14 protein-coding genes are annotated in these 13,691 nt (G+C 70.8%); 9 read left to right on the top strand and 5 right to left on the bottom strand.

Annotated features, from left to right (window positions below):
- Positions 1 to 23: 23 nt before the first annotated feature.
- On the top strand, positions 24 to 383 hold the full coding sequence (locus VM685_RS15415; RefSeq protein ID WP_325461060.1) for a hypothetical protein: 360 nt from the start codon (positions 24 to 26) through the stop codon (positions 381 to 383).
- Positions 384 to 608: 225 nt separating this feature from the next.
- On the opposite strand, the gene ubiV is transcribed toward VM685_RS15415, so the two are convergent.
- From ubiV to ubiT, 3 genes are read right to left on the bottom strand one after another with little or no spacing between them, the layout of a single operon-like run.
- Entirely contained in the window at positions 609 to 1,517 is a 909-nt protein-coding gene (gene ubiV, locus VM685_RS15410; protein ID WP_325461059.1) for a ubiquinone anaerobic biosynthesis protein UbiV, read from the bottom strand.
- Entirely contained in the window at positions 1,514 to 2,506 is a 993-nt protein-coding gene (ubiU, locus tag VM685_RS15405) for a ubiquinone anaerobic biosynthesis protein UbiU (RefSeq protein ID WP_325461058.1), read from the bottom strand. The genes ubiV and ubiU overlap by 4 nt, the downstream gene beginning before the upstream one ends.
- Positions 2,507 to 2,509: 3 nt before the next feature.
- Positions 2,510 to 3,004, bottom strand: coding sequence for a ubiquinone anaerobic biosynthesis accessory factor UbiT (gene ubiT / locus VM685_RS15400; RefSeq protein ID WP_325461057.1), 495 nt, complete (start codon positions 3,002 to 3,004; stop codon positions 2,510 to 2,512).
- A 252-nt stretch (positions 3,005 to 3,256) separates the two neighbouring features.
- Between ubiT and nirK the strand changes: the two genes are divergently transcribed.
- The 3 genes from nirK to VM685_RS15385 all read left to right on the top strand — a co-directional run bounded on the left by nirK (position 3,257) and on the right by VM685_RS15385 (position 5,507).
- Entirely contained in the window at positions 3,257 to 4,303 is a 1,047-nt protein-coding gene (nirK, locus tag VM685_RS15395; protein WP_325461056.1) for a copper-containing nitrite reductase, read from the top strand.
- Between the two features lie 167 nt (positions 4,304 to 4,470).
- A complete protein-coding gene (locus tag VM685_RS15390) occupies positions 4,471 to 4,947 on the top strand; it encodes a hemerythrin domain-containing protein (protein WP_325461055.1) in 477 nt (158 codons plus the stop codon).
- Between the two features lie 113 nt (positions 4,948 to 5,060).
- Positions 5,061 to 5,507, top strand: a complete 447-nt coding sequence (locus VM685_RS15385) for a pseudoazurin (protein ID WP_325461054.1) — start codon at positions 5,061 to 5,063, stop codon at positions 5,505 to 5,507.
- 72 nt (positions 5,508 to 5,579) lie between these two features.
- On the opposite strand, the gene VM685_RS15380 is transcribed toward VM685_RS15385, so the two are convergent.
- A complete protein-coding gene (locus VM685_RS15380; RefSeq protein ID WP_325461053.1) occupies positions 5,580 to 6,272 on the bottom strand; it encodes a Crp/Fnr family transcriptional regulator in 693 nt (230 codons plus the stop codon).
- A gap of 139 nt (positions 6,273 to 6,411) precedes the next feature.
- On the opposite strand from VM685_RS15380, the gene hemN reads away from it, so the two are divergent.
- The 4 genes from hemN to VM685_RS15360 all read left to right on the top strand — a co-directional run bounded on the left by hemN (position 6,412) and on the right by VM685_RS15360 (position 11,167).
- Positions 6,412 to 7,764: an oxygen-independent coproporphyrinogen III oxidase gene (gene hemN / locus VM685_RS15375; RefSeq protein ID WP_325461052.1), complete on the top strand. Its 1,353-nt coding sequence runs from the start codon at positions 6,412 to 6,414 to the stop codon at positions 7,762 to 7,764.
- Between the two features lie 124 nt (positions 7,765 to 7,888).
- The gene (locus tag VM685_RS15370) at positions 7,889 to 10,171 is read left to right on the top strand and encodes a nitric-oxide reductase large subunit (RefSeq protein ID WP_325461051.1); all 2,283 of its coding nucleotides are present in this window, start codon (positions 7,889 to 7,891) and stop codon (positions 10,169 to 10,171) included.
- A gap of 86 nt (positions 10,172 to 10,257) precedes the next feature.
- The gene (locus VM685_RS15365) at positions 10,258 to 10,944 is read left to right on the top strand and encodes a NifU family protein (protein ID WP_325461050.1); all 687 of its coding nucleotides are present in this window, start codon (positions 10,258 to 10,260) and stop codon (positions 10,942 to 10,944) included.
- Between the two features lie 70 nt (positions 10,945 to 11,014).
- Positions 11,015 to 11,167 carry a hypothetical protein gene (locus VM685_RS15360; protein ID WP_325461049.1) on the top strand — a complete coding sequence of 51 codons (153 nt, stop codon included), beginning with the start codon at positions 11,015 to 11,017 and terminating at the stop codon, positions 11,165 to 11,167.
- Positions 11,168 to 11,358: 191 nt separating this feature from the next.
- Here VM685_RS15360 and VM685_RS15355 read toward each other — a convergent pair whose 3' ends face one another.
- Positions 11,359 to 12,363 (bottom strand): LacI family DNA-binding transcriptional regulator, encoded by a 1,005-nt coding sequence (locus VM685_RS15355; protein WP_325461048.1) that lies wholly within the window; start codon positions 12,361 to 12,363, stop codon positions 11,359 to 11,361.
- An 84-nt stretch (positions 12,364 to 12,447) separates the two neighbouring features.
- Here VM685_RS15355 and VM685_RS15350 point away from each other — a divergent pair, with 84 nt between their 5' ends.
- Entirely contained in the window at positions 12,448 to 13,677 is a 1,230-nt protein-coding gene (locus VM685_RS15350; RefSeq protein WP_325461047.1) for an MFS transporter, read from the top strand.
- Positions 13,678 to 13,691 lie beyond the last annotated feature (14 nt).

Raw genomic sequence — 13,691 nt, 5'->3', positions numbered from 1 at the left:
AGCATCATAAGGAGGAGCCGGCAATGACATCGGCAACACGCATCGCAACCCTTGTCGCCGCTCTCGGCGCCGCCGTCGCCCTTGGTGGCGCGGCCCATGCGGCCCAGGGCGAAGGGGTGTCGGAAGTCTCCGTCAGCGGCCACCTGCCGACGCAGGTCACCGTCCCCCTGGCCGGCAAGGACCGCACGGTGGTTCGTCACGAGGTGCGCCTCGCCGCCGGCTTCGTCTGCCGCAACGCGGTCACCAACCGCGACCTGGAGTTCTCGGACCTCAACTGGTGCAGCCAGCGGTCCCGTGTGCGGGCCATGCGCCGCTACGACGGCATGGTCGCCCGCGGCATGCTGACGGCCGAAGCGCCGGTCATCGTGCTCTCGGCCCGCTAACCCGATTGGCGCGGCCCCGGCGGGTTCCGACGGACGCCCGGGCCATTCACGCCAAAAGGCCGGCTGCTGAACGGCAGCGCTGGCCTCTCCCCGGCCCCGATGGGCCATCCGCTCGGAAAAGGAGGTGCGGCCGCACGGTCCCATGACATTTGTTCTCCCCTTTGAGGGCCCCCGGTTTCCCCCGCGGGGCCTTTTTTTTGGGCTCGCGAAGGGGGAGGCTGGCACCTAGGTCTCGGCGACGGGACGGCGGCCGGCGACGCCGGCGAGATAGCCGTTGACCAGCGGGCCTGGCGGTCGCGCCGCCTCCACCGCCAGGCGCAGGCCCCGCGCGTCGAGCCCGCCATCGAGGAAGGAACGGAACGCCCGGGCCACCGCGGCCATGTCGCCGCTATGCGGGGAGAGCCGAAGGGCCCCCACGCCCGCGGCGCGCAGGGCCTCGGGCGCGGTGTCGGCCAGCTGCACGCCGTGGGACAGGGTCTGGATGCCGTTGATCGCCAGGAAGGGTTCACCCTCGACGGTGCGCACCGCCATCCCGTCCGGATCGCGGTCGCAGACGAATTGGCAGGCGTCCTTGTGCAGCCCGTGCGCGCGGGCGTGGTAGCAGCGGCCCGACAGGGCGAGCGGCAGGCGCCCGTAGGCGAAGAGCTCGATCTCCAGGCCGGGGCAGGCCGCCGCGATCGCCGAGATCGAGGCCAGCGGTGCCTCGACGTTGGCGCACAGCCGCACGCAGCCGCGCCGCATCAGCTCCTGCGCGGCGGCCTCGTTGTAGACGTTGAGGAAGGGGCCGGCGACGAAGGCCGCGCCCGGCGGGGCCTGCGAGAGGCCCGCGATATCGTTCAGTTCCACCAGCCCGCCGGCCGCGACCAGCTCGCCCATGCCGCGCAGCTCGCGCGGGGTGGCGGGGAGGGCGAGCGTCGACCAGACCACCGTCTTGCCGGCCGCCTCCAGCCGTTCGGCCGAATCGAGCAGGGCCTCGGCGAGCAGCGGCGCGCGTTTCCCGCAGACGACCTCGCCCAGGTAGACCCGCTCCACGGCGGGCTCGTCGGCCATGCGGGCGTAGAAGTCCCGGACCTGGTCGGCGGGCCAGTTGAAAAGCAGGGGGCCGAGCGTCAGCGCGATGCGGGCCGGACTCATCGCCATTTCTTCCTGTAGGCGCCGGCGGTCTCCCGGCCGCCCTCGGCAAGGTCGGAGAGCAGGCGCTCGTAGGCCTCGGTGTCCTCGCCGCGGTCGAGGGCGTCGATGGCGGCGCGGAAGGCGGCGGCCACGCGCGCCACATAGGCCTTGCCGCGCTGGCGGCCCTCGATCTTCACCGCCGTGACGCCGGCCGCGCGCAGCGCCTTCAGCAGGCTCATGGCGTTCAGGCTGACCGGCTCCTCGAACAGGTAGGCCGCGTCGCCCTGCGCTTCGAACCGCCCTTTGCAGAGGGTCGGATAGCCCGCCGGCTCGTCGGGCGCATAGGCGTCGATGGCCAGCCCGCCTAGGCGGGGGATCAGCGCCTCGGCCGAGCGGTCGAAGGCGACGGCCTCGGGCGGCGAACAGACGCCGGACAGGTTCGGCGAGCGGCCGGTGGCGTAGGAGGACAGCGCGCAGCGGCCCTCCGCCATCACGCAGAGCCCGCCAAACACGAAGGCCTCGATCTCCACGGGGACCCTCGGGACGAGCGCGGCGATCTCCGGCGCCGAGAGCACGCGCGGCAGCACCACCCGCTTCACCCCGTAGGTCTCGGCGTAGAACCGGATCGACTCGGGCGAGTTGGCGGCGGCCTGGACCGAGAGGTGCAGCCGCAGGCCCGGCCGCGCCTCGTGGGCATAGGCCAGGACGCCGAGGTCGGCGGCGATGATCGCGTCGGCGCCCGCGCCGGCCGCCGCGTCCACGGACGCGCGCCAGGTGTCCACCGCCCCGGCCCGCGCGAAGGTGTTGATGGCCACCAGCACCTTGGCCCCGCGCGCGTGGGCCCAGGCGCAGGCGTCCGCCAGCTCCGCCGGCGAGAAGTTCAGGCCCGGGAAGTTGCGCGCGTTGGTCTCGTCGCGCAGGCCGCAGTAGACGGCGTCGGCGCCGGCCTCGATCGCCGCCCGCAGCATGGCGGGCGAGCCGGCGGGACAGACGAGCTCCAGGGATCCCATGGCTCAGGCTCGAGCCGGGCGGTGCGCGGCGCGTCGCACAACGGCCAGGCCGAAATCCAGCGGACCTTGCGCCAGCGCCGGGAGTCCCAGGAGATCGGCCAGCGAAAGCTCCGCGGCCTCCAGGGTGTTGTGCAGCGCCACCACCGCTTCGGTGTCCCCCTCCACGTCGATGGTGCGGGAGAAGAAGGCCGCGTCGGCGTCGAGGGAGCCGTCGAACAGGCCCAGCAGCTCGGCGAGGGGGCCGCTGATCCGCGCGGCGGCCGGCGCGGGGTCGGTCGGCCTGACCACCCTGACCCGGCCGCGGGCCGGATCCGGCTCGAGCCGGAAGGCCACCGGCAGCTCGGCCGGGGCGATCACGAAGGCCGCGCTGCGGAACCGCCCCAGCCGCTCGAACACCTCCGGCTTCTGGCGCGCGATCCGCCGCAGCGCCGCCCCCAGCACCAGGTTCACGGGCGGGCTGAAGGCCACCAGCGCATGCTCTGCGGCCGACCGCCGCACGTGTCCGGAAAGGAAGGGGCGGGGCCGGGGTCGTCGTACGCGCATGGGATCCTCACTGCGCCGAGACCCTAGGGGGGCGCGCCCTGCAGGCGATTGCGCACGGTCAAGCTGCGGCTTGATCCGGGGCAGGCTCCCTCGGGCCCAATTTGAATTTCATCGAGCCGGGAATTTGTCCGAGCGCAACGAACCCCGTCCGGATACCCCCTAAACAGCTGCCCATCGGGCGCAGGTCGCGCCCCTGGGGATAGTAAGATGAAAGCCTTCGCACTCTTCGCCACCGCCGCCGCCCTGGCGCTCGCCGCCGGAACGGCCTCGGCCGCTACGGACGCCGCGCCGGCCGCCGCCGCGCCTGCCGCTTCCGCCGCCGTCGACATCGTGCGGCCGGCCACCGATCTGCCGCCGCCGATCACCCGCCGCACCCCGGCCGTGGTGAAGGTGAACCTGGAAACCAAGGAGATCCTGGGCAAGCTGGCCGACGGCACGACCTTCAAGTACTGGACCTACAACAGCAAGCTGCCGGGCCCGATGGTCCGCGTGCGGGTCGGCGACACCGTCGAGGTGACGCTGCACAACCCCGCCGACTCCAGCGCCCAGCACAACGTCGACTTCCACGCCGTGACCGGCCCCGGCGGCGGCGCGTCCGCCACCCTGGCGGCGCCCGGCGAGACGCGCAGCTTCACCTTCAAGGCGCTGCAGCCCGGCCTCTACATCTATCACTGCGCCGCGCCGACGGTCGCCCAGCACATCGCCAACGGCATGTACGGCGCCATCCTGGTGGAGCCGGCGGAAGGCCTGCCGAAGGTCGACCGCGAGTTCTACGTGGTGCAGGGCGAGATCTACACCGAAGAGCCCATGGGCACGCAGGGTGAGGCCACCGAGAGCATCCAGAAGCTGCTCGACGAACAGCCCGAGTACTATGTGATGAACGGGGCCTACAAGGCGCTGACCGGCGACAAGGCCCTGAAGGCCAAGGTCGGCGAGACGGTCCGCATCTACTTCGGCGTCGGCGGCCCGAACAAGACCTCGAGCTTCCACGTGATCGGCGAGATCTTCGACAACGTCTACCAGATGGCGTCGCTGACCAGCCCGCCGATCAAGGACGTGCAGACCGTCACCGTCGCGCCGGGCGGGGCCACCGTGGTGGACTTCAAGCTCGAAGTGCCGGGCAACTACATCCTGGTCGACCACGCCCTGAGCCGGGTGGAACGGGGCGGCGCCGGCATCCTGACGGTCACCGGGCCGGAAAACCCGGAGATCTTCCGGGCGGCTCCGAACCCCAACAAGGACATGGGCCACTAAGCAGCTGATCGCCGAGGGGCGAGAGGGGCGGGGCGCGGTTCCGGACGGGAGCCGCGCCCCGCTTTTTTTGCGCCCGCGGCCCGCCGGTTTGTGCGCCGACAACGTCGGCGGCCATCGCCGGCGGCAGGTTGGGGACCAAGCCAAGGGTTTCCGAAATGTCAGAGGCCATGTCATCGTCCGCCGCCCGCCGGTTCTCGCACCTCAGCGATTCCGAGCTGATCGGCCTGATCCGGGGCTATCACGAGGCCCACGTCCGCGACCTCGAGGCCGCCGCAGCGCTGGCCCGCCGGGTCGAAGCCCGCCACGCCGGCTCGCCGCACTACCCCGCGGGCCTCGCCGAGCTTCTCGCCCGGATGGCCGAGTCGGTGGGCTCCCACCAGCACCGCGAGGAAGCGGTGCTCTTTCCGATCATCCTGTCGGGCGAGGGCGCCATGCTGCGCCAGCCGATCGCGGCTCTCGGGACCGAGCACGACGACCTGCAGGACGGCCTTGAGCGCCTGGTCCGGCTGACCCGCGACTACACGCCGCCCGCCGAAGCCTGCGCCAGCTGGCGCAGGCTCTATGAGCTCTGCCGCAAGTACGACGAGGAGTTCCGTGAGCACGTCCAGCTGGAAGAGCGGATCCTGTTTCCGAGATTTCTCTGAACTCGAAGAAAAAGCCAAGAAGGTTGATCTGGAACAAGGTGAGGGAACGTCTCGGGGGATACAAGAGACACAGTAAGACTGAAGCAAGCCAGAGACGTTGAAGGAACATTAAGATGCTTAAGACTGTCCTCGCCGCCGGCGCTGTCGCCGGCCTTCTCGCGGTCGCCGGCCAAGCCGCCGCCGCCGAGGTGCAGGTGAAGATGCTCGACAAGGGCCCGGCCGGAATGATGGTCTTCGAGCCCGCGAGCGCCAAGCTGAAGCCGGGCGACACGGTCCGCTTCGTGCCCACCAACCCGGGCCACAACGCCGAGTCGATCATCGGCATGCTGCCGCCCGGCGCCGAGGTGGTGAAGGGGCCGATGAACAAGGAGCTGGTGGTGAAGTTCGCCAAGGCGGGCGTCTACGGCTTCAAGTGCGCGCCGCACTACGGCTTCGGCATGACCTTCGTCGCCAAGGTCGGCGACGGCGGCCCGAACCTGGCCTCGGCCGAAAGCGCCTACGCCAAGGCGCCGCCGATGGCCAAGAAGCGGCTCACCGCCGCCCTGGCCCAGGTGAAGTAGGGCGACAGACCGGGCGCGGCGGCGACGCCGCGCCGACAGGAGGCTGGCGCACGGGTCCGAAGGGACCGTGCGTCAGCCTTCGTTCTGTTCGATGAGGTCGAGGAGGACGTGCAGCTTCCGCACCACGATGTGGCGGCGCGAGCTGGCGGTGATCTCCCGGTCGTCCCAGGCCGACAGCGTGCGGCTGACCGTATGCAGGGTCGAGCCGGCCAGTTCGGCCAGTTCCTGGCGGGTGATGGGGAAGTCGATCTCGATGCCTTCCGGCGTGCGGCGGCCGGCCTGGCGGACCAGCCGGACCAGGGCGCGCGCGATGCGCACGTCCACCTTCTCGGCGGTGAGCTCGCCCACCCGGTTCTGCAGCTCGAACAGGCGCGCGCCGGCAGAAGCGGTCGAGCGGACCGCCACCTCCGGGAACTGCGCCATCAGCTGCCGCATCACGCCGACGGGCCAGTAGATCTCGAGGCTCTCGACCACGGCCACGGCGTCGGCGGGGAAGGGCTTGTCCATCAGCGCGGCGACCGTGCCGTACATCTCGCCCGGGCCGATGAAGCGGATCACCGACTGCCCCCCGTCGGGGCGGGTCTGGACGATCTTCACCCGCCCCTCCAGCAGGGTGTGGCAGGTCGCGCCCGGGTCGCCCTGGGCGAAGACCGTGCGGCCCTGGGGGAGCTTCCGCAGCGTGCCGGCGTCCAGCACCGCGCGGCGGCCGTCCTCGCCCAGGCAATCGAACATGTCCGCGCCTGCCAGGCAGGACGGATCGACCATGAGAGACATGCCGCCACTAACCCTACGGCGCCCCGCCTGTCGACTAAGGGAAAACCCTTAGGGCGAGACCCGGAATTGGGGCGTCGGCGGCGCTTCTGTAGACCCGCAGTCACCGAATTTCGCCAGAGGATACAGTTCGTTGGTCACGACCGCGCAACTCCGCCACGCCGGCCGGAACCTGCCCCGCTACACCAGCTACCCCACCGCGCTCGCGTTCGCGCCGGGCGAGGGAGCTGAGGCGCCGCGCAGCTGGCTGTCCGGAACCCGGCCCGAGGACGTGATCTCGGCCTACGTCCACGTGCCCTTCTGCCGCCGGCTCTGCTGGTACTGCGGCTGCCACACGACGGTGGCCCACGAATACGACCGGATCGGCGCCTTCTATGAGACGCTCGAGCGCGAGGTGGACATCGTCGCCGATGCGCTCGGCCCCCACGCCGGCGCCGCGCACCTGCACTTCGGCGGCGGCAGCCCCAACGCGCTCTCGCCCGAGCACTTCCTGTCGCTCACCCGCAAGCTGGCCGACCGCTTCCAGCTGCGCCCCGACGCCGAGGTGGCCGTGGAGCTCGATCCCGGCATGCTGTCGGAGGACTTCGTCGACGCGCTCGGCGAGGCGGGCGTCACCCGCGCGAGCCTGGGCGTTCAGACCTTCGATCCCGTCGTGCAGGAGAAGGTCAACCGCATCCAGCCGGTGGAGATGGTGGAGGCCGCCGTCAGCCGGCTGCGCCGCAACGGCATCGGCAAGCTCAACTTCGACCTGATGTACGGCCTGCCGGCCCAGACGCCGGAGAACGTCGCCGAGTCGGTCCGCCTGGCGCTGGAGCTGAAGCCCGACCGGGTGGCGGTGTTCGGCTACGCTCACGTGCCCTGGATGAAGAAGCACCAGGTGATGATCAAGGACGCCGACCTCGCCGACGTCGAGGGCCGCTGGGCCCAGGCCGACGCCGCCGACGCGGCCCTGGTCGAGGGCGGCTACGTCCGCATCGGCCTCGACCACTACGCCCGTCCCGAGGACCCGCTGGCAAAGTCCGCCGCGGCCGGGACCCTGCGCCGCAACTTCCAGGGCTACACCGACGACCCGGCCCCGGTGCTGGTGCCGATCGGTCCCTCGTCGATCGGTCACTTCCGCGAGGGCTTCGTGCAGAACGCCATCGCCACCGACGCCTGGGGCACCGCCGTCCACGCGGGCGAGCTGCCGCTGGCCCGCAAGCTGCCCGTCGGACCGCAGGACCGCCTGCGCGCCGCGGTCATCGAGCGGCTGATGTGCGACCTGCGCGTCGATGTCGCGGCCGTCTGCGAGGCCCAGGGCTTCGCGCCCGACGCCCTGGACGACTGCGTCGCCCAGGCGCGCGAGCTGGAAGAGGACGGCATCTGCACGGTGGAAGGCCGTGTGCTGACGGTGCCGGAAGAGGGCCGCCGCCTGATGCGCGTCGCCGCGGCCTGCTTCGACGAGCGGCTGCCCGCCACCCAGGGCCGCCACGCCAAGGCGGTCTGAGACCCGACCACCAACCAACCACCCGCGAGGTTGTGCTGGCGCAACGACGCCCGCGCCGCCTCGCGTCACGAAGCATCATCCGGCCGCCCTGGGGGGGACCCAGCGGCCTTAGGGGATAAGCGAGATGAACATCCGAAGATTATGGTTCGTCCTCGCCATCCTCATGGCGGTGTCATTCACCGTCCTGGGGCTGATGGGGCGAGAGATCCACCGGCAGGCGCCGCCGATACCGACGGCCGTTGTCGATTCCACCGGCGCGACCCTGCTGACCGGCAAGGACATCCAGGACGGCCAGCTGGCCTGGCAGTCCATGGGCGGCCAGCAGGTCGGCTCGGTCTGGGGCCACGGCGGCTATGTGGCGCCGGACTGGTCCGCCGACCAGCTGCACCGCGAGTCGGTCATCCTCCTCGACACCTGGGCCCAGCGTGACCACGGCCGCGCCTACGACGCCCTCGGCGTCGAACAGCAGGCCGCGCTCAGGGCGCGCCTGAAGCAGGAGATGCGCACCAACACCTACGACGCCACGACCGGCGAGATCACCGTCAGCGCCGACCGCGCCGCGGCGATGAAGCAGGTTCGGGCCCACTACGACGCCCTGCTGAGCGACGATCCCGCGCTGGAAAGCCTGCGCGAGGAGTACGCGATCGCCAACGGCGCCGTTCCCGACGCCGACCGCCGCGCCGACATCGCCAGCTTCTACTGGTGGTCCGCCTGGTCGGCCGGCACGAACCGGCCGAACGACACGGTGACCTACACCTCCAACTGGCCGCACGAGCCGCTGATCGACAACAAACCGTCGTCGGCCAACATCGTCTGGTCGGTGGCCTCCATCCTGCTGCTGATCTTCGCGGTCGGCGGCCTGGTGTTCTGGCACAGCAAGACCAAGCAGGAGGAGCACCTCGCTCCGCCGGCCAAGGACCCGCTGTTCACCCTCAGGCCGACGCCTTCGATGAAGGCGACCGGCAAGTACTTCCTGACCGTGATCGGGCTCTTCCTGCTGCAGGTGGGCCTGGGCGCGGTGACCGCCCACTATGCGGTGGAAGGCCACGACTTCTACGGGATCCCGATCTCCGAATGGATTCCCTATGCGGTGACCCGCACCTGGCACACCCAGCTGGCCGTCTTCTGGATCGCCACCGCCTGGCTGGCCACGGGCCTCTACGTCGCCCCGATGATCTCGGGCCACGAGCCGAAGTTCCAGAAGCTGGGCGTGAACCTGCTCTGGGGCGCGCTGGTCTTCGTGGTCCTGGGCTCGATGGCCGGCGAGTGGCTGGGCGTCCAGCAGGTGTTCGACGTGAACACCAACTGGTGGTTCGGCCACCAGGGCTGGGAATACGTCGACCTGGGCCGCTTCTGGCAGATCCTGCTGTTCGTGGGCCTGATGCTCTGGCTGGTCCTCGTGGGCCGCGCCCTGTGGCCCGCGCTCCGCAGCCCGTCCGACAGCAAGCCCGTCCTGCTCATCCTGTTCATGTCGACGGTGGCCATCGGCCTGTTCTACGCCGCCGGCTTCATGTGGGGTAAGCACACCCACATCAGCATGGTCGAGTACTGGCGCTGGTGGGTGGTCCACCTGTGGGTGGAAGGCTTCTTCGAGGTCTTCGCGACCGCCGTCATCAGCCTCTTGATGGTGAAGCTGGGCCTGGTCCGCGCGCGGACGGCGAACGGCGCGGTGCTCTTCGGCACCATCGTCTTCCTGTTCGGCGGCGTGCTGGGCACCGCCCACCACTGGTACTTCTCCGGCACGCCCGTGTCGGTGATCGCCATCGGCGCGGTGTTCTCGGCCCTCGAGGTCGTGCCGCTCGCCCTGATCGGCGCCGAGGCCTACGAGAACTACCGGCACACCAAGGCCGCCCCGTGGGTGGCCAGCTACAAGTGGCCGATCATGTTCTTCGTGGCCGTGGCCTTCTGGAACCTGCTCGGGGCCGGGGTCTTCGGGTTCATGATCAACCCGCCGATCAGCCTCTATTACATCCAGGGCCTCAACACGACGGCCACCCACGCCCACAGCGCCCTATTCGGGGTGTACGGGATGCTGGGCATCGGCCTGCTGCTGTTCTGCTTCCGCGGCCTCGCCAATCGCGCGGCCTGGGACGACCGGCTGCTGGGCTGGACCTTCTGGCTGCTCAACGGCGGCCTGGCGATGATGGTCTTCTTCTCGCTGCTGCCCACGGGCGTCGTCCAGGCGTTCGCCAGCATCGACACCGGCCTGTGGTACGCCCGCTCCCCCGCGGTGATCCACTCGCCGCTGGTGGAGACCCTGGTGTGGATGCGGGTGCCCGGGGACATCGTCTTCGGCGCCGGCGCCTTCACCCTGGCGGTGTTCGCCGCCAAGCTCCTCCTGGGCCGGCGCAAGCCCGCCCAGGCCGAGGAGATCGAAGCGGCTCCGCTGCCGATCGCGGCCGAATAGGCCAAAGGGCGGCGGGAGGGCTCGTCCCTCCCGCCGCCTTCGGCTGTCCAGAGTAGCCTTCGCTTACGGGGACCCATGGAACGACCATGATCATCCTCACCGAGACCACCCCCAATCCCAATGCGCTGAAGTTCCGCGCGCCGACGCCCCTGACCCGGGGCGAGAGCCGCGAGTTCGTGCGCCAGGGCTTCGACGCGGCGCAGTCGCCGCTCGCCGCCCGCCTGTTCGAGATCGCCGGCGTCGAGCGCGTGTTCATGACGCCGGACTTCGTCACCCTTTCCCGCGGCCCCGCGGCCCGTTCCTGGGACGGGCTGAAGCCCGAGGCCCTGGCCGCCATCGCCGAACACCTGGAGAGCGGTGAGCCCGCCCTTGCGCCGGCCGACACGTCGGCCCCCGACGCGTGGGACCAGGTCGAGGCCGAGATCCGCCAGGTGCTCGACGCCTACATCGCCCCGGGCGTGGCCCGCGACGGCGGCGAGATCCGCTTCGAGGCCTTCGATCCCGTCGACGGCGTGCTGTGGATCAGCATGCACGGCGCCTGCGGCGGCTGCCCGTCCTCCCAGATGACCCTCAAGGCCGCGGTCGAGCAGACCGTCCGCCGCTATGTCCCCGAGGTCCTGCGCGTCGAGGAGACCGCGCCGGCCGAGCCGCGCGAGGACGCGGGCGGCCGCCTGCGCCGCTGGATGCAGCGCCTGGGGGAGGGGGCCGGCCGCGGCGCCGCGCGCCCGCGCACCGTCTTCACCCGCAGCGGCGGCCGTCAGGCCGCCGAGTGAGCTTGCGCCAGCGCAACGTCGGCGCCCGCCGATCCCGCCACAGTGCGCCGGTCAGCCTCAGGAGGCGCCCGTGACCTTCCGCATCTTCCGCCCGCGCCGCAGCCGTCCGGCTGGCCCCACGCGCCGCGGCGACAGCCAGTCGGTCCAGGAAGCCCAGCGCGGCCAGCGCCCGACCCCCGACGAGATCGCCCTGCTCGAGGCGGGGCTCACGAGCCGCAGCTAGCGCATAGCCCTCCTCCTCGATGGAGGAGGGTTGGGTGGTGGTGCGTCCGCCGAGCTGAAGACGTCGCGTTCTTGGGCGCAGGCGCCCGATGGCGATCGCGCGTCGTCGCCCTGCACTCACCACCATCCCCGCCCTTCCTCCATCGAGGAGGAAGGGGGTGAGTCACATCCGGGGTAGCGTGCTGAGGAGGCTCAGGCCGGCGGCGGCGCGGTGCTCCCCCGCACCACCAGCCGGTGGGCGAGCGTCACGTGCCGGATGGTCTCCACCCGGTCGGCCAGCACGTCGAGCAGCAGCCGCACCACCTCGTGGCCGATGGCCTCCTTGGGCTGGCTGACGGTGGTCAGCGGCGGGTCGAGGTAGGGCGCGTAGCGGATATCGTCGAAGCCCACGAGGGAGACGTCCGCCGGGCACTTCAGCCCGCGCCGCCGGAAGGCTTCCAGCGCGCCCATGGCCATCTCGTCGCTGAAGCAGAACACCGCCGTAGGCCTCGGCTCCGCGTCCAGCAGGGCCAGCGTCTTCTCCAGGCCGGAGGCGATACTGAAGTCGCCCTGCTCGATGCTCAGCGCCCAGCGTCCCCGCCGGGCGGCGGCGGCCTGGACGCCCGCCAGCCGGTCGCGGCTCAACGGGCTGGCCAGCGGGCCGGTCACCACCCCGATCCTTTGATGGCCGAGCGCATAGAGGTGCTCCATGGCCTCTTCCGCCGCGCGGCCGTTGTCGATGTGGGCGCTCGGCACGCCGAGCTCCGGGCTGAACTCGCAGCCGTTGACGATGGGGGTCTTCGGCCCGTTCGCCCGGACCATGTCGGCCAGCACGTCGGGCAGCCGGTGGCCCAGGAAGATCAGCCCGTCGGCTTCGCGCCTGCGCAGCATCTCGGCGTACTGCGCCTCGCGCGCCTCCTCGTGGCGGGTGTCGCCCAGCAGCACGGAATAGCCGGCCGCGCTCGCCGCCTCCTCGACGCCGCGGATGACCTGCGAGAAGAACGGGTTGGAGATGTCCGGCACGGTGACCAGGATCTTCTCCGTCCGGAAGGTGCGCAGGCTCTTGGCCGCGACATTGGGCGCGTAGCCCAGCGCCTCGACCGCCGCCATCACCCGCGCCCGGGTCGGCTCCGCGACCCGCTCCGGCGCGCTCAGCACCCGCGAGACGGTCGCCGTGGAGACGCCCGCCGCCCGGGCGACGTCCTGGATCTTGGCCATGGTTGCGCTCGAACCTCGTTCGTGTAATCGATTACACCACGCGAGCGGAGCCGTTCAAGGAGCTCCGCCGGGGGGAGACGAAGGATGACGGCCAAGGTCCGTTTGTTCCTGATGATGGTGCTCCAGCTCGCCGTCTGGGGCGCCTGGGCGCCGAAGCTGTTCCCGTACATGGGCATGCTGGGCTTCGAGCCCTGGCAGCAGTCCCTGGTCGGCAGCTCCTGGGGCGTCGCGGCCCTGCTCGGGATCTTCTTCTCCAATCAGTTCGCCGACCGCAACTTCTCGGCCGAGCGCTTCCTGGCGGTTAGCCACCTGCTGGGCGGGCTGGCCCTGGTGTTCACCGCCTTCGCCACCGAGTTCTGGCCCTTCTTCGCGGGCTACCTGGTCTACAGCCTGCTCTACGTGCCGACGCTGTCGGTCTCCAACTCCATCGCCTTCGCCAACCTCGACGACCCGGCCAAGGACTTCGGCGCGGTGCGGATGGGCGGCACGATCGGCTGGATGCTGGTGAGCTGGCCCTTCGTCTTCCTGCTGGGCGCCCAGGCGACGCCGGAGCAGGTGCGCTGGATCTTCCTGGTCGCCGCCATCGTCTCCTTCGCGCTCGCCGCCTACAGCCTGACCCTGCCGCACACGCCGCCGAAGAAGGACGCCGCCGGCGCCGACCCGCTGGCCTGGCGCGAGGCGATCAAGCTGCTCGGCGTCCCGTTCGTGGCGGTGCTGTTCGTGGTCACCTTCATCGATAGCGTGATCCACAACGGCTACTTCGTCATGGCCGACGCCTTCCTGACCCAGCGGGTGGGGATCGCGGGCAACCTCTCCATGCTGGTGCTGAGCCTCGGCCAGCTCGCCGAGATCCTGACCATGTTCGTGCTGGGCGGGGTGCTGATCCGGCTGGGCTGGAAGGCGACCATGATCATCGGCATCCTCGGCCATGCCGCCCGGTTCTCGGTGTTCGCCTTCTTCGCCGACAGCGTGCCGGTGATCATCGCCGTCCAGCTGCTGCACGGCGTCTGCTACGCCTTCTTCTTCGCCACGGTGTACATCTTCGTGGACGCGGTGTTCCCCAAGGACGTGCGCTCCAGCGCCCAGGGCCTGTTCAACCTGCTGATCCTGGGCGTCGGCGCCGTGGCCGCGAGCTTCCTGTTCCCGAGCCTGATGGGCCGGATGACCCTGCCGTCGCCCGACGGCGGCCCGCCGCAGGTGGACTACCAGTCCCTCTTCATGGTCCCGACCGGCATGGCGCTCGTCGCCGTCGTGCTGCTGGCCCTGTTCTTCCGCCCGCCCGAGAAGCGCCCGGTCCATCCGGTCGCCCCGTGACAAACAAGGGAGCC

It is taken from the genome of Phenylobacterium sp. (assembly GCF_035539035.1).
Taxonomy (GTDB): domain Bacteria; phylum Pseudomonadota; class Alphaproteobacteria; order Caulobacterales; family Caulobacteraceae; genus Phenylobacterium.
The sequence above is the reverse complement of the archived record's forward strand: the minus strand, read 5'-3'. Positions and strand labels throughout refer to the sequence as shown.